Annotated in this window: 24 protein-coding genes; all 24 read left to right on the forward strand. The window is 38.0% G+C overall.

The features are described from left to right. Window positions 1–42: 42 nt before the first annotated feature. The 24 genes from CLLU_RS08830 (at window position 43) to CLLU_RS08945 (ending at window position 22947) form a co-directional block, all read left to right on the forward strand. Window positions 43–2019 carry a DUF342 domain-containing protein gene (locus CLLU_RS08830; protein WP_106009383.1) on the forward strand — a complete coding sequence of 659 codons (1977 nt, stop codon included), beginning with the start codon at window positions 43–45 and terminating at the stop codon, window positions 2017–2019. Window positions 2020–2056: 37 nt separating this feature from the next. Beyond that, window positions 2057–2503: a chemotaxis protein CheW gene (locus CLLU_RS08835; RefSeq protein WP_106009384.1), complete on the forward strand. Its 447-nt coding sequence runs from the start codon at window positions 2057–2059 to the stop codon at window positions 2501–2503. Window positions 2504–2527: 24 nt separating this feature from the next. Beyond that, entirely contained in the window at window positions 2528–3016 is a 489-nt protein-coding gene (locus CLLU_RS08840; RefSeq protein WP_106009385.1) for a chemotaxis protein CheD, read from the forward strand. Window positions 3017–3038: 22 nt separating this feature from the next. Beyond that, window positions 3039–4145 (forward strand): protein-glutamate methylesterase/protein-glutamine glutaminase, encoded by a 1107-nt coding sequence (locus tag CLLU_RS08845; RefSeq protein WP_106009386.1) that lies wholly within the window; start codon window positions 3039–3041, stop codon window positions 4143–4145. 10 nt (window positions 4146–4155) lie between these two features. Then, on the forward strand, window positions 4156–4923 hold the full coding sequence (locus CLLU_RS08850) for a CheR family methyltransferase (RefSeq protein ID WP_106009409.1): 768 nt from the start codon (window positions 4156–4158) through the stop codon (window positions 4921–4923). Window positions 4924–4935: 12 nt separating this feature from the next. Further along, window positions 4936–7050, forward strand: coding sequence for a chemotaxis protein CheA (locus CLLU_RS08855; protein ID WP_106009387.1), 2115 nt, complete (start codon window positions 4936–4938; stop codon window positions 7048–7050). An 11-nt stretch (window positions 7051–7061) separates the two neighbouring features. After that, window positions 7062–7667 (forward strand): chemotaxis protein CheC, encoded by a 606-nt coding sequence (locus tag CLLU_RS08860; RefSeq protein WP_106009388.1) that lies wholly within the window; start codon window positions 7062–7064, stop codon window positions 7665–7667. A gap of 25 nt (window positions 7668–7692) precedes the next feature. Further along, on the forward strand, window positions 7693–8055 hold the full coding sequence (locus CLLU_RS08865) for a response regulator (protein ID WP_106009389.1): 363 nt from the start codon (window positions 7693–7695) through the stop codon (window positions 8053–8055). Between the two features lie 205 nt (window positions 8056–8260). Further along, window positions 8261–8662: a chemotaxis protein CheW gene (locus CLLU_RS08870; protein WP_106009390.1), complete on the forward strand. Its 402-nt coding sequence runs from the start codon at window positions 8261–8263 to the stop codon at window positions 8660–8662. 27 nt (window positions 8663–8689) lie between these two features. Further along, entirely contained in the window at window positions 8690–9685 is a 996-nt protein-coding gene (gene fliM, locus CLLU_RS08875; RefSeq protein ID WP_106009391.1) for a flagellar motor switch protein FliM, read from the forward strand. Next, window positions 9678–10934 (forward strand): flagellar motor switch phosphatase FliY, encoded by a 1257-nt coding sequence (gene fliY, locus CLLU_RS08880; RefSeq protein WP_106009392.1) that lies wholly within the window; start codon window positions 9678–9680, stop codon window positions 10932–10934. Before fliM ends, fliY begins: the two co-directional genes overlap by 8 nt. Window positions 10935–11226: 292 nt before the next feature. Next, complete coding sequence (flgM, locus tag CLLU_RS08885) at window positions 11227–11502, forward strand: flagellar biosynthesis anti-sigma factor FlgM (protein WP_106009393.1); 276 nt, start codon at window positions 11227–11229, stop codon at window positions 11500–11502. A 34-nt stretch (window positions 11503–11536) separates the two neighbouring features. Further along, window positions 11537–11944: a flagellar protein FlgN gene (locus CLLU_RS08890; RefSeq protein WP_106009394.1), complete on the forward strand. Its 408-nt coding sequence runs from the start codon at window positions 11537–11539 to the stop codon at window positions 11942–11944. Between the two features lie 135 nt (window positions 11945–12079). After that, window positions 12080–13957 (forward strand): flagellar hook-associated protein FlgK, encoded by a 1878-nt coding sequence (gene flgK / locus CLLU_RS08895; protein ID WP_106009395.1) that lies wholly within the window; start codon window positions 12080–12082, stop codon window positions 13955–13957. Window positions 13958–14095: 138 nt separating this feature from the next. Then, window positions 14096–15691 (forward strand): flagellin N-terminal helical domain-containing protein, encoded by a 1596-nt coding sequence (locus tag CLLU_RS08900; RefSeq protein WP_420866704.1) that lies wholly within the window; start codon window positions 14096–14098, stop codon window positions 15689–15691. Window positions 15692–15807: 116 nt separating this feature from the next. Next, window positions 15808–16239 carry a flagellar assembly protein FliW gene (gene fliW / locus CLLU_RS08905; RefSeq protein WP_106009397.1) on the forward strand — a complete coding sequence of 144 codons (432 nt, stop codon included), beginning with the start codon at window positions 15808–15810 and terminating at the stop codon, window positions 16237–16239. After that, window positions 16240–16455, forward strand: a complete 216-nt coding sequence (gene csrA / locus CLLU_RS08910; RefSeq protein ID WP_106009398.1) for a carbon storage regulator CsrA — start codon at window positions 16240–16242, stop codon at window positions 16453–16455. A gap of 34 nt (window positions 16456–16489) precedes the next feature. Continuing rightward, window positions 16490–16882, forward strand: coding sequence for a flagellar protein FlaG (locus CLLU_RS08915; RefSeq protein ID WP_106009399.1), 393 nt, complete (start codon window positions 16490–16492; stop codon window positions 16880–16882). A 126-nt stretch (window positions 16883–17008) separates the two neighbouring features. Then, window positions 17009–17311, forward strand: a complete 303-nt coding sequence (locus CLLU_RS08920) for a hypothetical protein (protein ID WP_106009400.1) — start codon at window positions 17009–17011, stop codon at window positions 17309–17311. Window positions 17312–17446: 135 nt separating this feature from the next. Further along, window positions 17447–17839 carry a flagellar export chaperone FliS gene (fliS, locus tag CLLU_RS08925; RefSeq protein WP_106009401.1) on the forward strand — a complete coding sequence of 131 codons (393 nt, stop codon included), beginning with the start codon at window positions 17447–17449 and terminating at the stop codon, window positions 17837–17839. Window positions 17840–17942: 103 nt separating this feature from the next. After that, window positions 17943–19949, forward strand: a complete 2007-nt coding sequence (fliD, locus tag CLLU_RS08930; RefSeq protein WP_106009402.1) for a flagellar filament capping protein FliD — start codon at window positions 17943–17945, stop codon at window positions 19947–19949. A gap of 123 nt (window positions 19950–20072) precedes the next feature. Further along, on the forward strand, window positions 20073–20414 hold the full coding sequence (gene fliT / locus CLLU_RS08935; RefSeq protein WP_106009403.1) for a flagellar protein FliT: 342 nt from the start codon (window positions 20073–20075) through the stop codon (window positions 20412–20414). Between the two features lie 264 nt (window positions 20415–20678). Then, a complete protein-coding gene (locus tag CLLU_RS08940) occupies window positions 20679–21035 on the forward strand; it encodes a four helix bundle protein (protein ID WP_106009404.1) in 357 nt (118 codons plus the stop codon). A 196-nt stretch (window positions 21036–21231) separates the two neighbouring features. Next, window positions 21232–22947, forward strand: coding sequence for a flagellin N-terminal helical domain-containing protein (locus tag CLLU_RS08945; protein ID WP_106009405.1), 1716 nt, complete (start codon window positions 21232–21234; stop codon window positions 22945–22947). Window positions 22948–23693: the final 746 nt, after the last annotated feature.

Raw genomic sequence — 23693 nt, forward strand, 5'->3', positions numbered from 1 at the left:
AAAAATTTTTACAGTTAAGCTTTTATTGTGGGGGAGATTATTATGAAAAAGATATACGAGGGAATTTCACTGGAGGAATGCCTTAAATCTGCAAGCCGCGAGATGAACACACCTGTGGATAAATTGGGATACAACATATTGAAGGAAAAAAAATCATTTTTCAAGAAGAAGAAAATAGTAGTGGAAATTTTTGAAAGTAATGTAAAAGAAGAAGTGACACCTTCTGAAAAAAAAGAAGTGGTGTCTTCCGGGGAGAAGGCCCAGAATTTTGGCATAGATAAAAATAACGGCGGCATCAAGGTGGTTCATGGCGAAATAATTGTAAAGAATCCTAAAGAAGACGGAAAACCTGCAATGATCTATAAGAGCAAGGGAATGACTATTTTAGTGGATGGAGTGGAAGTTGAAGATAGATGTGAGGTTTTTGAACATAGTGATATAAAGGTTAATTTTTATGAAAATGAACCAAAGAGGGAATTGAATATATATGTATCTGATGACAGGATGAGTGCCTATCTGGAAGTAAGATATACTCCTAAAAATAAATATGTGTTGAAAGATGAAGAAGAAAGTCAGAAATTAAGCTTTAAAGCTGAAATAAGTGAGAGAGTGTTTCCGCCTAAGTATACCGCAGAGGAAATCAAAGAAGAATTATCCAATAATAATGTGGTTTATGGTATAATAGAAGAAAATTTAGGGAAATCCGTAGAAAATAATAAAAAAGTGCTCATAGCAAGAGGAAAAGAACCCATGGATGGAAAAGATGATCTAATAGAGTCGAAATTTAAGACTTTTTCTGATCTAGAAGAGGATCAGCTGGGCAATGTGGATTTTAAAAGTATAGGATCTGTAAATGCAGTAAAAAAAGGGGATATAATTGCAGTAAGGCATGTGGGAACCAAAGGTGAAAAAGGCCTTGATGTAAACGGCAGGGTATTGAAATGCAAAAATGGAAAGCAGTTAAAGCTTAAAGCAGGAGTAGGCTGTATACTCAGAGATGCAGATACGGTGGAAGCAGCTATTGATGGAAAGCCCGGTGTAGATGGAAATACCTATTATGTACACCAGGTTCATGAGATAAATGGTGATGTGGATTTGAGCACTGGAAATGTGAGATTTATAGGAGATGTAGTAGTGCATGGAGATATAAAAGAGGGAATGAAAGTGGTATGCGGGAATGATCTCACCGTGGACAGAGAAGTGGAGAGGGCAAATTTAACTGCCGTTGGTAATATAATTATAGGCGGCAGTGTAGTTGCGTCAAAAATATGCGGCGGTGGAGAAAATGTAAAAAAGCTCAATGCAGTGGAGCATCTGAAAAAATTCAGTGAGAATCTGACTAAACTGACCGAAGTGGTGAAGGAGATAAAAACCTACAATTTACTTGGAGCAAATAAAAAAGACGGTGAAATAATAAAGATATTGCTGGAAAATAAATTTAAAATTCTTTTAAGATTGAGTATAAATGTGATTGCAGATTTAAATATGGACAGCGATAATAATGAAGAGGATGAAATAGTCCAATATATAAAGACGAAATTCATGGGAATAGGACCCATAAGTATAAAAAATTATTTAGAACTAAATGAACTCATATATAAAGTCGATAATAAAGTGGAGTACTTTGAAAAAACGCTTGAACTTCCTGTGAATGTAAGCATAGCTTATTGCCAGGATTCAGACATACAGAGCTCAGGCGGTGTGATGATTACAGGAAAGGGAGAATACATATCGGACATTAAAGCCAGTAATTCTATTAAGTTTATAATGGAGGGAAGTGTGGCGAGAGGAGGAACTTTGAAAGCCGGAGAAGAGATCAAATGCAAGGTGGTGGGAAGTACGGCGGGTGTGTCCACCAAGCTTCAGGTGGGAAGCGAAGGCAATATATGGGCTGATATAGCTTACCACAATACCATATTCAAGGTTGGAAACAGGGAAAGCGTACTGGATTCTCCAAGTAAAAATGTGCATGCTTATTTAAAAGACGGCCTCATAGTAGTAGATAAATTTGTATTGTAATTATAGATTATTTTAAATAATTAAGGAGGATTTTTAAATGGATGACAAGGAAATAAAAGTGTTGATATTCAGTATAGGTGAAGAATATTATGCTACGGATATTATGGAGATAGAGAGAATTTTAGGATATGAGGAGACTACCAAACTGCCTGATTCACCTGATTTTGTGGAAGGAGTCATAAATTATGAGGGTAATATACTTCCTATTATATCCCTTACTAAAAGATTTGGACTTGATTCCCAGCAGAAGAGTGATCAGGCTAAAATTATAGTTACAAAACAGGATGGAAATAAAATAGGGATAGTAGTTGATGTGGTATCTGAAGTAAGAGATATAAATTCCGATAATATAGAGGTACCTCCTGAAATAATATCTGGAATATCCAAGAGATATATCAAGGGACTTATAAAAATAGATGAAAAGATAATAATATTTTTGAATTTGGCAAAGATATTGACAGAAGAGGAGAAGGAACTCATATAATTTAAATTGAGAGGTTGCATACTTATGGAGATAAAAGAAATAAAGGTAGGAATAGCAGATATGAATACCGCCAGTTCTCCGGATAAAATTATAACTATAGGATTGGGTTCCTGTGTGGGAATAGCTCTTTATAACAGAAGGATAAACGCAGGTGGATTGGCACACATAATGCTGCCGGACAGTACTCAGTTCAGCAGTAAAAAAAATCCGATGAAATTTGCTGATTTAGCCGTTCCCATGTTGATAGAAAAATTGGAAAGATTAGGTATAAACAAAAGTGAGCTGAAGGCAAAGATAGCTGGAGGAGCGTCCATGTTTAATTTTTCAGATAAAAGTATGATTATGGACATAGGAAGAAGAAATGGTGATGCGGTGAAAAATATACTGCAGAAGTACTCCATTCCCATATTGGCGGAAGATCTGGGAGGTAATAAAGGGAGGACCATGATATTCGATACTTCCAATGGAGTAGTTAGAATAAAAACAGTGGGAATAGGTATGAAGGAAATTTAGAGATTAATGGAGTGATAGTGCTTTGTATAAAATTAGAGTTTTAGTGGTAGATGATTCTGCACTCATGAGGAAAATAATTTCGGACATGATAAATGATGACCCTTCTATGGAAGCTGTAGGTACAGCTAGAAATGGTGAAGATCTTTTAGACAAGCTTTCTGTAAAATTCAGGGGGAATATGCCTGATATGATTACACTGGATGTGGAAATGCCTAAAATGGACGGCATAACCGCCCTTAAAGAATTGAAAAAGAGAGGAATAGATATACCGGTAATAGTTTTAAGCAGTATTTCTAAAGAAGGTACAAAGCTTACCATGGAATGTCTTGAGGCAGGAGCATTTGATTTTTTGCCCAAACCTTCCGGCACCATATCTTTAGATATAAATAAAGTGAAAATGGAGTTGGTACAGAAAATAAAGGCAGCTTATGGAAGTATAAACAGGATAAAGAAAAGCTCAGGTACGGCAGATAGAGAGAAAAGCAGAGAAGAGACTGCCGCTTACGTCAGGCCTGTTTTGAAAAATACAGAAAGCATGAGAGTGGAGAGAAAAAAACATATAGATGCAGTGGTGATAGGGGCGTCTACAGGTGGACCAAAGGCACTGTATTCAGTTATAACAAAGTTTCCCGAGGATATTGGAGTGCCGGTATTTGTAGTGCAGCATATGCCTGTAGGATTTACCAGGGCTTTTGCAGAAAGGCTTGATTCCAATTCACATTTAAAGGTTCTGGAGGCGGGCAGTAGTATAGATGTGAAAAAAAATACTGTTTATGTAGCTCCTGCAGGATTTCATATGGAAGTCTGGAAGGATAAAAAGATACATTTAAATGAAGAACCTGCTATCTGGGGTGTAAGGCCTGCTGTGGATAAATTGTTTTTATCTGCCTCCCGGGTGTACGGGGAAAATATAGTAAGTGCAGTTTTGACCGGCATGGGAAGAGATGGGGCAAATGGAACCGTGGAGATAAAAAAAGGCGGTGGAATTACCATAGCTGAAGATGAATCCACCTGTACCATTTATGGTATGCCAAAAGCGGCTTATGCCACCGGCAAAGTGGATATAGTGCTGCCCATAGATAAAATAGCAGATGAAATATTGAAAATAATAAGACTGGGCAGGAGGTAGAACTATGGTTATGGATATGGATTATTTTGAAAAGTGGGTTCTCAGGGAATTCAATATAAATCTGTCTGCCTACAAGCCAAATCAGCTGCACCGGCGGATAAACAGCCTTATGTCCAGAGTTGGCGTAAAAAGCATAGAGGAATATATAGCACTTCTAAAAGCGGACGTCCTGCAGAGAAAAAAGTTTCTGGACTTTATAACCATAAACGTATCTGAATTCTTTAGAAATCCGGAAATATTTGCAGAGCTTAAAGCCAGGCTGCAGGAGGAACTTCTGTGCAGGAACAATTCTTTGAAAATATGGAGTGCGGCCTGCTCAATTGGAGCTGAGCCCTATTCGGTGGCCATATATCTAAATGAATTAAGTCCCCTGGGCAGACACAGGATAATCGCAACAGATATAGACAATACCATAATTGAAAGAGCAAGGAGAGGCGAATATGCTCTATCGGAAATAAAAAATGTAAAAAATGAATATTTAAATAAGTATTTTACACTAAAAGACGATAAATATATCATAACCGATAAAATCAAGAATATGGTCACTTTTAAAAAGCATGACCTTATCCTTGAAAGGTATGAAGATAATTTTGATTTGATAATATGTAGAAACGTGGTTATATATTTCAATCAGGATATAAAGGACAATATATACAAAAAATTCAGCAAATCTTTGAAAAAGGGAGGTTTGTTATTTGTAGGAGCCACTGAAAGCATATATAATTATAAAGATTATGATTTTGAAAAGGCATCTACCTTTATGTACAGAAAGCTATAAGGAGGGAAATAAATGGATACGTCGCAGTATATGGATATGTTTCTGGAGGAAGCAATGGACAATTTGCAGACGCTGAATGATTCGCTGCTTCAACTTGAACAGGAACCGGATAATATAGACAAGGTGAATGAAATCTTTAGAGTTGCACATACCATAAAGGGAATGGCGGCAACCATGGGTTTTAACGAAGTGGCAGAACTCACACATAAAATGGAGGATGTATTATCTGAATTTAGAGATGGAGAGCTTAAAGTCACCCAGGATGTAGTCACAGTTTTGTTCAAGTGCCTGGATACCCTTGAACACATGATAAAGAATATAGAAGATGGAGTAGATGAAAAAGTGCCTATTGAAGGCATTATACAGGAACTGGAAAAGATCTCGGGTAACCCTCAGCAAGTATCCGCCGGACAAAAAAATGCAGAAACCAAAGGCAGCAGTGAAAATACCACAGTGGAAGCTAAAGACAATAGTGAAGATAATGCAGTGAAAACCAGTGAGGCAGATGTCTCTTCTGTGGCATTGAATGAGTATGATATAAATGTGGTAAAGCAGGCAGGAGACAAGGGCTTTAAAGCTTATGAGATAAAAATTGATTTGAGTGAAAACACACTTTTGAAGTCCGCCAGAGCATTTCTAATATTCAAAAACCTGGAGGAAATAGGAGAGATAATAAAATCTATTCCCGGTGTAGAGGACATAGAAAATGAAGATTTTGAATTTGAGATACAGCTTGTATTATTGACCAAAGATGATGAGGATAAAGTTTATAATACTGTCAGCAATATATCTGAAGTTGAAAAAGTAGATGTAAAAGCTGTAGATATAAAATCCGTGAAGGAGAAGAAAATCCAGGAAAATACATCTAAAGAAGATGAAATAAAAGCCAGATCCAAAAGTCAGGCTGCAGCTAAAGACACTATAAAGCCCAAGCCTGCTGTCTCAGGAACCAGGAAAAAAGAAAATAAAAATGCTGCTAAAAAACAAAACCACAAGAAAGTTCACCAATCTGTAAGGGTGGATCTGGAAAGACTCGACAAGTTCATGAACATGGTATCTGAGCTGGTCATAAATAGGACAAGGCTTGAACAGATAAGCAGCAATTATAAACTGACTGAGCTCAATGAAACTTTAGAGCAGGTTGCAAGAACCACTTCCGATCTTCAGGATCTGGTGATGAAAATCAGGATGCTGCCGCTGGATACGGTATTTAACAGATTCCCCAGAATGATAAGGGATTTGTCTGTAGAGCTGGACAAGGAAATGAAACTTATTATTCAAGGGGCGGATACAGAACTTGACAGGACAGTAATAGATGAAATAGGAGAACCTCTGATTCACTTGATCAGAAATGCCGCAGATCACGGTGTGGAGCCTAAAGAAGAGAGAATTGCAAAAGGAAAGGATCCTGTAGGTAAAATAAAACTCATTGCATATCAGGAAGGAACCAAGGCAGTAATAAAAGTTGAGGACGATGGAAGCGGAATACCTGTGGACAAGGTAAAGGAAAAGGCAGAAAGCATTGGCATAAATACGGAAGGCATGTCGGACAATGATATAAAAAATCTCATATTCATGCAGGGATTCAGCACCAATAAAGAAGTTACCGATATCTCAGGAAGAGGAGTGGGCATGGATGTGGTGAAGACCAAAATATCCTCTCTGGGAGGCACTGTTGATCTCATAAGTGAAAAAGACAAGGGATCTTCCTTTATAATAAGGCTTCCTCTTACCCTTCAGATAATTCAGGTGCTGCTTGTAGGAGCAGGGAATGAGACCATGGCCATATCCCTTGGATATGTGGACAGAGTTATAGATTACAGCGATGATATGGTTAAAATTACAAATAATAGGGAAGTTATAATATATAATGGAAGTGTAATACCTCTTGTAAGGTTGTATGACAAACTTGGAATTGCGAAATCCGACAGCAGAAAAAAATACATTGTCATAGTCAAAGTAGGGGAGAAGACTGTAGGACTCATGGTGGATTCACTTTTGGGGCAGAGGGAAATTGTCATAAAGCCTCTTGGAAAAACACTGCAGAACCTGAAAGAATACATGGGAGCAACAATACTTGGCGATGGACTTGTAACGCTTATACTGGATGTTGCTTTCATAGTGTAGGGAGGAACATTATGGATTACAAAGAACTTACACCCATACAGCTGGATGCACTTAAGGAAGTGGGCAACATAGGTACAGGAAATGCAGCCACGGCCCTTTCACAGCTTTTAAATACAAAAGTTGACATGACAGTGCCTTCTATAAACATAGTGCCTTTTCAGGACATTTTTGACAGTATAGGAGGAGATGAGATAGTTGTAGGGGTAATAGTTAGAATACTGGGGGATGCACCCGGAAACATACTGTTTATATTTGAAAAAAATACTGCTCTTGATCTTGTGCATATGCTTCTGGGACAGAAAAAAGAATACATGGACGATATGGGAAATTCGGTTGTATGTGAAGTGGGAAACATAATAGCCAGTTCTTATATGAGTTCAATGGCAAAATTTACAGGATTATATGTTATACCTTCGGTACCTGCAGTTACCTGTGACATGCTGGGTGCGATACTTTCCACCACATTTATAGAATCAGGACAATTCGATGATTATGTCATTGATATAGAAACACTGCTTATGCAGGACAACACTGAGGTAAGCGGGCATTTTTACTATGTTCCTGTGCCCGGATCTCTTGAAAAAATTTTAAATGCCTTAGGAATAGGCAATATATAGTAGTATATAATTTGGAGGGAAAAAAATGGCTAAAATATTAATTGTGGATGACGCTGCTTTTATGAGAATGATGATAAAGGACATATTAGAAAAAAATGGCTTTGAAATAGTGGGAGAAGCAAACAATGGAATAAAGGCTGTGGAATTGTATAAGAAGGAAAGCCCTGATGTGGTGACTATGGACATAACGATGCCGGATATGGATGGTATTGAAGCTGTAAAGCAGATAAAGGCCATGGATCCGGCTGCCAAGGTGATAATGTGTTCTGCAATGGGACAGCAGACCATGGTCATGGATGCAATAAAGGCCGGGGCAAGGGATTTTATTGTAAAGCCATTTCAGCCTGACAGGGTGCTGGAGGCTATAAACAAGGTTGTAAACTCATAGATGAATTGTAGTGAAATGTAAAATTGCAGTTAAAATTTTATAACCAATATAAAGGTAATGTGATTTATAACGAAATAATTGTGTAGTATTAAATTTTAAATTAAAGATTGAATTTTTACTGGAATATATGGAAATCGTACTTTAATATGCCAAGCTTATAAGTACATAATTTTGTGTACCCGCTTGTGTACATGGAGGTGTAAACATGCAGGTTGTCGTATTTAAATTGAATAATGAGCAATTTGCTGTGGAAACAGCTAAAGTTCAAAGTATAAATGATGCCATGGAGATAACGAGAGTTCCCAAGGCACCGGCCTATATAAAAGGACTTATAAATTTAAGGGGAAATGTAATATCGCTTTTAGACATAAATCTTTTGATGGATATCCCAAAGAGTGATAAAGGCGGAAGCAGTATAATCATACTTGAAATGGAAGATGAATTAGTAGGCATAACCGTGGATCAGGTAGATGAAGTTTTGGATTTAGAGGAAAATATTATTGAAAAGGTAAATGATGAAAGAAAAAAAGCCTATATAGAGGGAATAATAAATCTTGAAGACAGAATAGTTACATTGATCGATATAGACAAACTTCTTTTAAATTAGAATTTTCACAAGAAATGAGGGGAGAGAATGGCAGAAGTATTATCACAAAATGAGATAGATGACCTTTTAGCTGCCTTGTCTGCGGGAGAGCTTACTCCTGATGAGCTGCCTAAGGAGGAAGAAAAACAAAAAGTAAAGCCCTATGATTTTAGAAGCCCCCAGAAATTTTCTAAAGATCATATAAGGACTTTGGAACTTATTCATGACAATTATGCCAGGATAATTTCAAATTATTTGACTGCTCAGGTGAGAAGCACCGTGAAGGTGAAACTGGAGTCGGTTCAGCAGATAACCTATGAGGAATTTATCCATTCTGTGCCAAACCCTACTGTATTGACTATATTCAAGATGCCGCCTTTAAGCGGCTCAATATTGTTTGAAATAAATCCTCAATTTGTATTTGAAATTATAGACCTGCTTTTAGGCGGAAGCGGAGTGGGAAAGTATAAGGCCAGAGAATTTACAGATATAGATAAAAATATTATAAAAGTGGTCAATTCAGGGCTCATATCGAATTTGAAACTGGCCTGGGAAGATGTAATGCCTGTGGAAACAGAGGTAGAGGGAATTGAGACAAATCCGGCTCTAAACCAGACCCTTGCACCCAATGATCCTGTGGCACTTATAACTTTTTCCGTGGAAATGGGGAAGAAAAGCACTTTCATAAACATATGCATTCCATATCTGTCCATAGAAAAAGTGCTGGACAAGCTGGTAGTGCAGTACTGGTTCCAGGACAGCAATGAGGAAATAGTAAATGAATCCAAGGAAAAGCTGAGAAAGAGACTCAATGTAGTGGAAGTCCAGCTTTCTGCCATACTTGGAACTGCCAGTCTTACGGTGAAAGAATTTCTGAATCTGAATATAGGGGATGTAGTTGCTTTGGATGAAAGCACCAAAAGTCCCGTAAAGATGACGGTAGAAAACAAGGTATATTGTTATGGAAAGCCTGGTGTAATGGGGAAAAGCATGGGCGTTGAGATACTAGATATTATAAGTAAGGATGTGGAAAATTATGAGTAACGGGAACGGGAATGGGTTTCTTTCGCAGGAAGAAATAGATGCACTTTTAAATGGTGGAGAAGATAAAAAAGAAAAAACGGATCCATCGTCAGAAATGAACTCCCAGGGTGCAGCTGAATTGTCAGATGTACAAAAAGATTTACTTGGGGAGATAGGAAATATATCCATGGGATCTGCGTCCACAGCACTTTCTACAATAATAAACCAGCAGGTGAATATAACTACTCCCGTAGTTACTGTAACTACGTTGAAAAAATTGAAGGATGAATTTGAAGTTCCCAATATTGCCCTGGAGGTTCAGTATACCAGAGGTATAGTGGGAGAAAATCTTCTTGTGATGAAGGTGATGGACGCAGCTGTTATAGCAGATCTTATGATGGGAGGAAGCGGCCAGCTGAAAGAAGAAAAATCCGAACTCAGTGAAATAGAAGTAAGTGCGGTGTCGGAAGCCATGAACCAGATGATAGGTTCTGCAGCTACATCCATGGCCACCATGTTTATGAGGGAAGTAAATATATCCCCTCCCAAGTCAAAAATATGGACGGATCTTACAGAGCCTCTGTCCGAAGGAATAAGTGACGAGGAACCTGTGGTTAAAGTGTCATTTTCACTTAAAATAGGCAAACTGGTGGACAGTCATATAATGCAGCTCTTTCCTATGGAAACTGCAAAGAAGATAGTCTCCATAATGATGGGTCAGGAAAATGCTGAGGAAGAGGCTGCCGCCGCTGAATCTTCATCTAAAAGCAGTGAGGAAAAAAAGGATGCTCCGGCTCCACAGTCAGAAACACAATCTCCGGCTGCACAACCGGAAACACAACCTTCAGCTGCAGCTTCTGATGCGGCTTCACAGCAGAATAATTCCCGGGAAGGCAGTATAAATGAAAAACCTATAGAAACGAGTTCAGCAGGTGCGGTGAACAAAAAAGTACCGGTGAAAGAGGCGGCCTTTCAGCCCCTTGGCAAATCAAAGGCCACGGAGATCGTGCCTAAAAACATAGATCTGATATTGGATGTGCCCCTTGAAATATCAGTGGTGCTTGGAAGGACGAGAAAGAACATAAAGGATATACTGAACCTGGGAACAGGCTCCCTGGTGGAGCTGGATAAACTGGCGGAGGAACCTGTGGAGATACTGGTCAATGGAAAGAAGATAGCTTACGGTGAAGTTGTAGTAGTGGATGAAAATTTTGGAGTCAGGATAACGGGTATTGTGAGCAATGAGGAGAGGATCCAATCCTTGAGATAGATTTTTTTATAGTTGAGAGTTGAGAGTTGAGAGTTGATAGTTTTGGTTGCTTTTCGGGCTGGGCTGAAAAGCTTCATTTACTGTTAACTCTTAAATAATATACTTTTGATTTTGTTTTAATTGATAATATAATCAGATTTATAATATGCGATAAAGTAGCTATTTTAAGGGACTTTGAGCCGAAAATAACTCTTTATCTTTTGCTTAAAGTATAAACCTTAAATATGTATACCCGATAATATTAATAACAGTAAGGAACATTTGGATATGTTGATTTAAGGAGTGTGTTTATATGAAGATTAATGGGATCATTTCGAACCAGGCATTTAATATTTACGGAATAAACAAAAAGGAACATGGGACAATTAAAAACATGGATAAAAAGGATTCCATTGAAATTTCTTCTGCAGGAAAAAGCTTGAGCTCTTATTCTCCTGAGAACAAATTCATAAATTCTGAGGAAAAAGTAGAAAGTATAAGAAAGGCTGTAGAAAACGGAACCTATAATGTAGATAAAAAATTGGTGGCATCCAGAATTTTAGATGCCATGAAGGGAAAAATACTATAGTTTTCCCCATAGTTCTATGGAGGTGAGATATGCAGTGTCACTGCAGTTGATGGATATAATGGAAAACGAGTATTCAGTTTTAAAGGAGCTTCTTAAGGCCCTGGAGGATCAAAACCAGTACCTTTTAAAAAGAAAAGTATTTAAACTGGACAAAATAGTGAAAGTACTGGAGGAAAAAAGCAGGACCGTGGCTTTCTGGGAAGTGGAAAGAAGAAAAATTACAGATAAAAGGCCCATGAGGGAAGTTGTAGCAGAATCCAAAGATGAAAATATGAAAAAAACCTATGAAAATATAGTGGAATTACTCGGGAAAGTGCAGCTGCAAAAGGATACAAATGAGGCCCTTATAAAGCAGTGGCTTGTATTTACCAACCAGATGCTGAGGGCACTCAATCCGACAAGAAGGACAGTTACCTACAATGCGTTGGGAAAGAGCAGATAGTTAAAATCAATAGTTGAGAGTTTAGAATTGAAAGTTGAGAGTTAATGAAGAAATTTTTTAACTGTATTAAAAATTTCCGCCATTACTATATACTGTACACTCTCAACTCTCAACTGAAAAAAAGGAGTTGATTAAATGCCGGGACTATTTTCAATATTCAATACAGCAAAGAGCGGGCTTTTTTCACAGCAGACGGCGATAAATGTAACATCACACAATATAGCAAATGCAAGTACGGACGGGTATTCCAGGCAAAGGGCTGATCTTGTCACCACCTCGCCCTACACCATGCCAAGCATGGACAATTCAGCCGGTGCAGGACAGCTGGGAACAGGAGTGACCGTAGCTTCCATAGATAGAATAAGGGATATTTTTCTGGATTACCAGGTAAGGGTGCAGATGGGAGTAAGCGGCCAGTATACAGCTAAGGACAAATATCTGACTCAGGTGGAAAATGCCCTGAACGAGCCCACGGATACCGGAATTTCCTCCCTTGTACAGCAGTTTTTCAGTTCATGGCAGGATCTGTCGAGTTCCACGGAAAATGCAAGTACCGTTGCACAGCAGGCTTATCAGCTGACTAACAGTATAAACAGTACTTATTCACAGCTTACAAGCATCAAGAACAATACAAACACCGAGATAAAAGACCTGGTGGTGGACATAAACGGCATGCTGTCCCAGATATCAAAATTGAACCAGCAGATAAAGGATGTCAAGATATCCGGACAGAACCCCAACGATCTCATGGACAGCAGGGATCTGCTCCTGGATCAGCTGAGCAGTGAGTTTGGTATAACCATAAACCAGAGATCTCTGGACGGCATTGATGTCACCACGTCAAATGACGGCGCCATTAAGGAAGATAACGGTACAGCACCGCTTGGAACTGACGGCAGCCCGCTCAATATAGTCCAGTCCGATAATCCGGACAGTTATGACGTTGCCGGTTTTTCTTATATAACCAGCATAACCCCTGCAGAAGGCAATACAACCGGAGACGGTGATTATACCGTTGTTTATTACAGGAAAGGGGATACCCTTACAGATGACAATAAAGTCACCCTTACGGTTACTATGACAGCAGATGAGGCGAAGCAGCTGGATGAGAGCAGAGTGCTCTGGGCTGATAAAGATGGGATGGCTTATAGCGTTAAAAATGATGGCAGCGGTGAAATTACCAATAGTGATGGAACGGGAGATTTAACAGATGGATCAACTGTTAATTTCGCTCAACTGGCACTTTTCAAGCCGCCTACGGGTGAGCTGAAGGGCTATATGGCTGTACAGCAGAATGTGGATGATTACCAGGATACACTGAATAAATTTGCAAAGGCACTGGCCCTTTCCGTAAATGCCATAATAAGTCAGAGCAGCAGCTGGGTTGCAGACGGAGACAATGCTGATTCCCATGAAGGAGGCATAAACAATTTCTTTGTAAATGCAGATCCCGGGACTTCAGGTTCCTATACTGCAGAAGACGAAAACAGCATAAATGCGGAGAACATAACGGTAAATGTGGCAATATTGAATGATCCTTCAAAAATAAAAACTGCCACCAAATACGATTCAAAGGGAAATTCCCTCAATGACAGCACCGATGGAAACAGGGCCGCAGCAATAGCACAGCTGGCAAACAGTCTTATGAATATACAAAGTGTGACTTCAACTTCAACTAGAGATGAATTGGTTGAAGACATATTTTCCACAAATGACAAGTTGAACAATGTGTATTCTGTGGGAAGCGTGACGGGAGGTTCCACTATTGACAACTACTTTGATGATCTGGTGAACAAGGTTGGAATGCATGAGCAGGAGGCAAAAAATCAGGTGAGCAATGAAGCCACCCAGCTTGCCAACTATACTCAGTCAAGGGAATCTGTATCAGGGGTTTCCATGGATGAGGAGATGACAAATCTCATACAATTCCAGCACTGCTACCAGGCAAATGCAAAGATGATATCGACAATTGATGAACTTCTGGATGTAGTGGTGAATGGACTTAAAAAATAAATTCAATAGTTGAGAGTGAAGAGTTGAGAGTGGATAGTTGATGAAGAAATTTTTTAATAAAATTAAAAAATTTTCACCACCACTATTAACTATACACTATATACTTTGCACTATGTACTTTACACTTAATAAAAGGTGGTGTTATTTTTGAGAGTAACAAATAAATTATTGTCAAATAATTTTCTGACGGATATGCAGAGAAATCTTGCAAATTTGAGTAAAATTCAGACTCAGATGTCTTCCATGAAGAATTTTTCAAAGCCTTCGGATGATCCAATAAATGTGCAGAGGGCAATGCAGCTTCAGACTTCTATAGATTACAATGCCCAGTATGCCGTGAATATAAAAGCCGCCCAGGGATGGATGCAGACTACGGACACAGCTCTTGTCCAGCTCAACACGGTGCTTACAAATATAAGAAACAATCTGGAAAAGGGAGGCAATGCAGCTTATACCCAGGATGAAAGGGATAAGGTTAATGATGAAGTAAATCAGCAGGTATCACAGATTGCACAGCTTTTAAACACTAATTTCAAGGGAGAGTATGTATTCGGAGGTACTGCAGGTCTTTCAAAACCCGTAAGCACTTCAACTTATGATATAACCCGGAGTACAGATACCTATAAGGGCTGTGTCAGAATAGATTATTCAGATAAAGATGGGAATACGGTAGATTATCTCCCTGATGTGATTTCAGATGGATTTGATATAAATAATTGGACATCACAATCTGTTTCTGCTCTAAAAACCAAGGGCACAGTAAGCTTTACTATTGAAGGGACAACATATAATTTGGATTTGTCTGGTTTGCCTGATACACCAAAAGCAAATGATGTAATCGACAAATTAAATAGTGATGCAACTCTTAAAGGTAAAATTAACATAGTTAAGGTTGATGATAATACTGTAAAATTCACAGCAGTGAATAATAGTGATGTTGTAGAAACTAATTTAACAGAAGGCAAAACTGTGACTTTTAATGGTGAATCTTTTACTATAGATCCTATGGATTCAAGCGTGGATGATGTGGTGAAGGATTTGAATACTCAGATACAGAGTTCCACTTCAACATTGAGAGACAAAATAAATGTAGTCAAGACCAATGATGGAAATATAAAATTTCTGGCTGTAGACAGCAATGATGACATAAATCTATCTACTGATATAACCGATATGAATATACCTACTGGAGGACAGCAGCTTTCCAGCATGGATCTGGAAAACATAGGAGCTTCCAAGAATATAGAGGTATCCCAGGGAGTTGTGCTGGATTACAACACCACGGCGGTGGATGTGATGAAATACGGTTCGGGGGAAAATGATGATATAAGACTTTTGATGGACAGGATAGAACATCATATGGCGGGACAGGTTGAGAAAACAGATGCCAGCGGAAATGTCCTGAAGGATTCAGATGGAAATATAATTTATGAGGATAATCAGACAGAAGCTAAAGAAAAGCTTACGAATCAGGATCTTATAGATATAGATGCAGCTTCGAAGCAGGTGCTCAAGGTGGATTCCCAGATAGGTGCCAAGGAAAAGAGAATGGATGGATTGTCGGATCAAAACTCTTCTGCTAAAGTGGATATGACTGACATACTTTCAAAAACAGAGGATATAGACATATCGGAAAAAACCATAGAATATTCTACCATGATAACAATCTATCAGGCATGTCTCCAGACCGGAGCCAGTATAATGCAGCCTACGCTTATGGATTATATCAGTTAAAAGTTAATAGTTAATAGTTAAAAGTTCAGGAAGAAATTTTTTAATAAAATTAAAAAATTTCCACCATTACTATATACTGTACACTATACACTCTTAACTAAATAAAGGATGATAATATGGAATTAAAGACAAAGTATCACGGTGTAAGACATTATGATGAAAAAGACATAATAACCTTTAAAAAGGGTATTCCAGGGCTGGAGAATTTAAAGAAATACATCATATTTCCTGCAGAAGAAAATGAGATGTTTTATATACTCCAGTCCATAGAGGATTTAGCCATAGGACTTATTCTCGTTTCACCGTTTAATGTATTGAGGGATTATGAATTCAAATTGGATGAGAACAAGGGGAAAGACCTGGGCATAAGCAGTCATGAGGATATATTAATCATGAATACAGTGACTCTCAGTTCAAAAATAGAAAGTATAACCGCAAATCTGAAAGCCCCGCTGGTTATAAATATAAATAAAAAAATTGGGGAACAAATAATACTGGATAACTCGGATTATCCCATAAAATACCCACTTTTTGAGGAGGGAGCTTGATTGCTGGTTATAAGCAGAAAAAAAGGAGAATCCTTTTTAATTGGTGACGATATAGAAGTAACTGTTTCAAGGATTGAAGACGGTACGGTGAAACTTTCCATAGCCGCTCCGAAAAATATTACTATACTTAGAAAAGAACTTTATGATGAAGTGAAGAAGGAAAATAAAAATGCAGCAGCTTCAGATATGAATCTGCTTAAAAAATTAAAAAAATAAATTCAGGTGCAAAATAAATAAAGAGGTGTTTAGCATGGAAGTTACAGGTATGGGTCAAGGAGGACAGATGCCTTTGGAATTAAGCACAGGTACATCAGGGACGACTGCCGGAGTTTCCGGAAATAAAGCCGGTATAGAAACTGAGGGCCCGGAGTTTTTGAAGGGCCAGGCAGCAGTACAGAAGACCGGTCAGAAAAATGTAACTGTAAAAAGTGCAAAAGATGCGGCAGATGAGGCGAATAAATTAATGGCTGAATCCCGGACTCATCTAAAGTTTGAAATCTACGGTAAATTCAATGATATCGTAGTTCAGGTGCTTGACGATAATACAAACGAGGTAATAAAAGAAGTGCCTCCAAAGAAGATAATAGACATGGTGGAGAAATTTTGTGAGCTGTCGGGATTTTTTATGGATGAAAAAGCTTAGTTCAATGCACAAATCGCAATGCACGATTCATAATTAATGAAGAAATTTTTTAATTATATTAAAAAATTTCATACAAAATTGTGAACTGTGAATTATAAATTGTGAATTGAAAAAGGGGGTGTTGTTATGGAATTCAAGTTAAACAAGATAGACCCTGAAGTGAGGCGCAGAGTAAAGGAAACTACCAGTGCCGATAAAGTCCATAATAAGAGAAAGATATTTATAGACAGCAATAACAAGGACAAGGGAAAAAAAGAGCAGGGAAATTTTGAAAGAGAGCTCAGCAAATATAAAGAGGGAAAAAGCAGAAAGAAAATAGTAGTACAGGCTACCAGGGTGAAAGAAGTAAAAGTCGATGCCTTTAGAGAGGAAAAAAATTCAACTTCAAAAGTGGACAACATGGGAAGTATTATAGATGTTAAAAAATGAATAGTTTTAAGAGTTAATAGTTAAGAGTTAATAGTGAATAGTCAATGAAGAAATTTTTTAACGGAGTTAAAAAATTTCCATTTATACTATATACTTTTCACTCTGCACTATTAATTAAAGAAGGAGGGAATTAGCATGTATACTGCTAATGCTTACAATACCTATAAAACCAACAGTGTGAATTTTGCTTCCAAGGACCAGCTGCTTCTGATGCTGGTGGACGGAGGAGTCAAATTTGCAAAGATAGGAAGACAGGCAATACTTGATAAAGATGCTAAGAAAGCACACGAGAATATAATAAAAGCTGAAAATATATTCTATGAGCTTATGGCAACGCTGGATGTTTCAAAAGCGGGAAACTGGGGACAGTCCCTCATGGCCGTGTATGACTTCATAGTGAGAAGACTTACGGATGCCAATATAAAAAAAGATGCGGCAATAATGGATGAGGTAATTCCAATCATAGAAAATGTAAAGGACACATGGGAGCAGGCTTACAAGGTTTCAAAGAAAGTGAAGAGTGAATAGTTAAGAGTATATAGTGATGGAAGATTTTCGTCAGCGGCCGAAAATCCTCAATAACTTTACACTATCAATTCTCAACTCTTAACTCAATAAAGGAGGTATGAAAATGGCAGACAGTACAAGCAGCAGCATGCCTGTGGGTGCAACAGGTGCAGGCGGCGGAAACGTGCTGAGAATTACAGGACTGAATACAGGTCTTGACATAGATGCAATGGTAAAGAAGATGCTGACGGCAGATCAGACAAAAGTAGATCAGGCAAAGCAGCAGCAGCAGCTCATACAGTGGAGACAGGAAGCCTATCAGAGCATAATAAAGGATGTAAAAGATTTACAAAGCACCTACTTTGATTTAACAAAAAGCACAAGTTATCTACTGTCTTCAAATGCATACAACAATATGGTGGCAGCGAGTTCTGATGCTACTACAGTAAGTGCAAAGGCAGGGACCAATGCGACAGCTGGAAATTATAAGATATCAGTGAGTCAGATTGCAGAAAATGCAGGTATAAGCAGTCTCAATTCTATAGGCAGTCAAGTTAAGCTGAACACTGTAGAGGGTTGGAGCGGAAAAACAATAACTTTTAATGACGGAACTGCTATTTTGGATTTGTCAGGGTTTACAGGAACGACAGGGGCTGAATTAACTTCATATATTAACAACCAGATAAGTCAAAATTCAGATTTGAACGGAAAGTTGTCCACTTCATATGTAAAAGATCAAAATGGCAGTGAGTATATAAAATTTACACCTTTATCTGATACTGAGATTAAAATAATAGATGACGGCGGTATAAGTGATTTAAATAATTTGGTTGGCAAGGGTATAGTATCAACTTCCGCAGATACAAAACTCACTTCACTTGGATCAGGACTTGATGGAAAAATTGTAATGAATTTAAAGTATAATGGAAAGGAAGTATCTGTTTCTTTAGATAATAGTTCTACAGGCAAAAACGGATCTGCTACAGTGAATGATCTGATTACAGCTGTTAAAAATGCCACGGGAGGAGCTGTAACAGGCAGTTTTGATGATATGACAGGCAAGTTTACCTTGCAGACTGCGTCTACGGGAAGTACGTCAAGTCTGCAGATCGAAACGGATATGTCAAATCCTACGGAAGACAATCCATCACAGGGAACAACTACGGCTGAGTTATTGAGTGTTCTTGGGCTGGATACATCAATGAAAAATGGAAGTGATGCTGTTGTTACAATTACAGAACCAGGTTCAAGCTCCGGTACGACTTTAACCCAATCTTCCAATAACTTTACTGTAAATGGTGTTACCTACAGTATAACAGGGACAATTGCAGCAGATAGTCCTGTAAATATATCGGTAACTCAGGATACATCAAAAGCACATGATCTCATTACAAACTTTATCGACAAGTACAATAATCTAATTGGAGAAATACAGGACAAGCTCAGTGAGAAAAAAGATTATGACTATTCGCCTCTTACAGATGCGCAGAAAGAGGAAATGAGTGATACAGATATAACCAACTGGGAGAACAAGGCCAAGGAAGGCATACTCAGAAATGATGATAATCTCCAGCAGCTTCTGGATAATCTCACTAGTGCATTTACAACTCCTGTAACTGACAGCAGCGGCAAAAGCATATCTTCTTTATATTTTGGAAGTTTAGGTTCCAGTTCTATAGGAATTGACATTTCAGACGATTATACACAGGGATCCAAGCTTGTTATTGATGAAGACAAGCTTACGGATGCACTTACAAACCATGCACAAGATGTAATAAAATTGTTTACCACTTCATCTGACAGTACAGTTGCTTCAGATAAGTTCAATCAGTCGGGAATATTTCAAAGGATAGACAGTATTATAGACGACAATGTTGGCGTAATAGGGAGCACATATAACAGCGGCGTACTTACAAAGTATGCCAATCTACAGGATGATTACAGTGTAACCGGCGGAAGTGGAACAGGTACTCTGCCGGATCAGATATATCAGCAGCAGCTTCTTATAAATACATTGACTGACAGGATGAGCAACGACCAGACAAAATACTACAACCAGTTTACACAGCTGGAAGTGGCCATGGAACAGCTCAATGCACAGCAGTCTACACTTTCACTGTACCTGGGATAAATGTTAGTTGAGAGTTGAAAGTGAAGAGTTGAGAGTGAAATTTTTTAATAAAGTTAAAAAATTTCTACTAAATTACTATATACTATTAACGCTCCACTTTTAACTAAATAAAAGAGGTGTGATATGAAAAGGACTGTTGAAGAGATATTGACGGATTATAAGAGATGTACGGAAGATATTGTAGAAATACTTAAAAAAGATGATTTCGATGCTCTCCAGGATAAAATAAAAATAAGGCAGTGTATTTTAAATGAACTCATTTCTGATAATCACATAAAAGTTGAGTCCAAAAAAGTTTATAAGGAGCTAAATATAAGTGAAATTGAAAATGAAGCAGGCAGGCTCATGAAAGAAAAAGCTTTATTTATAAAAGGAAAACTCAATAACATATCCAGAAACAAAACTGCCAGCAGTGCCTATGGCAATGTTGGAAGCGGGGCAAAAATATTCAGTAAAAAAATTTAAAAGACTATAAAGGCCTGTAAGGGGAAGCCGATAATTGAACTAGAACGATAGAAAAAGTTAAAAGTTTATGAGAATAGTTGAAAGTTGAGAGTTAAGAATTGAAAGTGAATGAAGAAATTTTTTAACAGAGTTAAAAAATTTCCACCAATACTATATATTATTGACTCCACACTATAAACTAAAGAAAAAAAAAATTCAACTGATTAAGGATGAATTGGTTTGTTGATAATGCTAATAAATCAATACATCTGGGAGGTTGAAGAGTTGAAGGAAAGTCTGGTTTACAACAAAGCTTTTAAATTTTCTGTAAGCATAGTTGAATTATATAAGTATCTGTCACAGGAAAAAAGGGAGTATGTTCTTTCAAAACAGCTGTTAAGATCAGGAACCAGTATTGGAGCGAATGTTAAAGAAGCTGTACAGGCATCAAGTAAGAGAGATTTTTTAATGAAAATGAATATAGCCTTAAAGGAAGCTTCAGAAACTGACTACTGGTTGGAACTTCTAAAAGCAACTGGATATATAAATGTAAAAGCATCAGAATCAATCGTAAATGACTGTAAAGAATTAAATAAAATGCTTGCATCTATAGTGAAGACAACTAAAGAGAAACTTAGGTAATATTAGTTGAAAATTGAGAGTGGAGAGTTTACTACATGAATTACTTTCAACTTTCAATTCTCCACTCTCCACTAAAAGAATCTGTTAGTAAACTCCAATTAGGTTATAGTTGATAAATTAGTTATAGCTTAAAAAGAGGTAACTATAAATAAGGTGGACAAGGACGTCCAGTACAAAAAATCAAGGAGGAATAAAAATGATAATAAATCACAATCTTATGGCAAACAATGCACTGAGAAATATGGGTATAAATTCAAACAGTGCAGCTAAGGCAATGGAAAAACTTTCTTCAGGTCTCAGAATAAACAGGGCAGGAGATGACGCAGCAGGTCTTGCAATCTCCGAAAAGATGAGAGGCCAGATAAATGGATTAAACCAGGCTTCCAGCAATTCACAGGATGCTATATCCATGATACAGACAGCTGAAGGTGCATTAAATGAAACCCACAGCATACTTCAGAGAATGAGAACACTTGCCACCCAGGCAGCTAATGATACAAATGTTGAAGTCGACAGAGGAGAAATACAGAAGGAAATAAACCAGCTTTCATCTGAAATCAACAGGATAGGTAATACTACTGAATTCAACACCCAGGCTCTTTTGAAGGGTGATGGAACTCAGAATCTGGATAAGACAGGTGTAGTTACAGATGTAGTTTTTGGTGGTGGTGCCACTAATAATACTCAAGCAACTCAGTTGGTAACAATAGCAGCAGCAGCTACGGCTGGTTCTTCATTAACAGTTACGTTGAATGGTGAACAAATTAATTTAACTTATGCAGCTAATGCAACTGCAGCAAATGATGGTAAAATTGTAGATGGAACTAATACTGGAAATGCAGCACAAATATATATAGATTCTACATCGGCTGCAGCAGCAGACGATGCTGATGCTATAGCGAGTGCTTTAAATGCAGTAATTCAGCAGAATTCCACATTGAAGGGTGGATATACAGCAACAGCTACATCAGGTGTTGTAACAATTAAAGCAACAGCAGGTGGACAGTTTGCCGGTGCAGCAGGGAATATAGCAGCATCGACGGCATCATCAACAACATTTGTATCAGCAGCAGCAGCAGCAAGTGTCGGTACTACCACTTATACTGCAGCAACAGCTGATGAAACTTTAGTTTTAGCTGATACAGCAGCAGTAGCTAATCTTGTCGGAAAAGGTATGATGATAGGAGATCATGAAATAGAATTCTATGATGCCAGCAAGGGAGCATATACTGGAAATGCAATTGGTGTTGACATATCAGGAGCAGGTAATGGAACTGATGTTGCAGGTAAAATAGTTGCTCAGCTTGGAACTAAATTTGATGATGTTACTATTACTAATGCTGATAATGTACTTACATTTACATCTAAACTTCAGGGAGAAGCAGGAAATACAGCTAAAATTTCCGATGGTGGAATTCAGCAGGAATTCAAAGCTACTTTCCAGGTAGGAGCTAATCAGGGACAACAGCTCAATATTGATATAAATGATATGAGATCTATTGCACTTGATATTACAGGAAAAGCAGGTTCGAGCGATGCAGCAAGTGGAGCAGCATATACTTCAACTAATACAGTTACCAATGGAACAGATGCTATAACAAGGGAAGCTTCTCTTGATGTATCAACTGCAACTAATGCAACTAATGCAATAAAGACTATAAATAATGCTATAGAGAAAGTTTCATCTGAAAGGTCAAAGCTTGGTGCTTTCCAGAACAGATTGGAACATACAATAAACAACCTGGGAGTTTCATCAGAAAACTTGACTTCAGCTGAATCCAGAATAAGAGACGTTGATATGGCAGCAGAGATGTCCGAGTACTCAAAGAACAATATTCTTTCCCAGGCTGCACAGGCAATGCTGGCTCAGGCAAATACTCAACCACAGCAGGTTTTACAGCTGCTTAGGTAATAGTGGCCTGGCCCCAATACAAAAATTGGAAATGTGAATTTTGGTTAAGTATTTACAGGGTCTCTTGAAGAGTGATCTTCAAGCATATTGGGTGAATTGCTGGAACTTCCTTAAGCTGTTTCTCTAAAGCAAAGTCTGAAAGGACAGGTGTTATAGATTGAAAAGCAAACAGATTGGATAATCAGCAGCCAAGCTCCTGTGCCGAAAGGCTGGAGAAGGTTCAACGACTAGGACGAACGGGCTAAACATTTTTATAGTTGAGAGTTGAAAGTGAAAAGTTAAGAGTAAAGGAAGATTTTCGGCGGCAGCCGAAAATCCATCAAATTTAATTTTTGACTGAAGTTAAAGTGTATGCTTATGAGGTCTGTAGGGAAGAGGCTTCCCGAAGTGCCCAACCCCGGCAATTAGTTGAAAGTTGAAGGTGGATAGTTAAGAGTGAATGAGGAAATTCAGCGAACTGAATTTCAACTATAACTGTTAATTATTAATTCATGACTTTTAACTGGAAAAACGGGTGAAGATATAGTCTGGCAGTGATTGAAAGGTCATTGGTGAAACGCAAGCAAATCAACAGCCTCAGCAGGTTCTTCAGTTATTGAGATAAGCAGAGAGCCAAATTTAATGGTAATTAAATTTGTGCGAATCGCTTACTCCACCGACATTAGGAGGCGGAGTTTCCTTTAGAGGAAGAACTTGAAGTAAGAATAAAGAGTTTTAATAATTAATTGAATAGAATGTAATAACAT

Source organism: Clostridium luticellarii, from assembly GCF_002995845.1.
GTDB lineage: Bacteria > Bacillota > Clostridia > Clostridiales > Clostridiaceae > Clostridium_B > Clostridium_B luticellarii.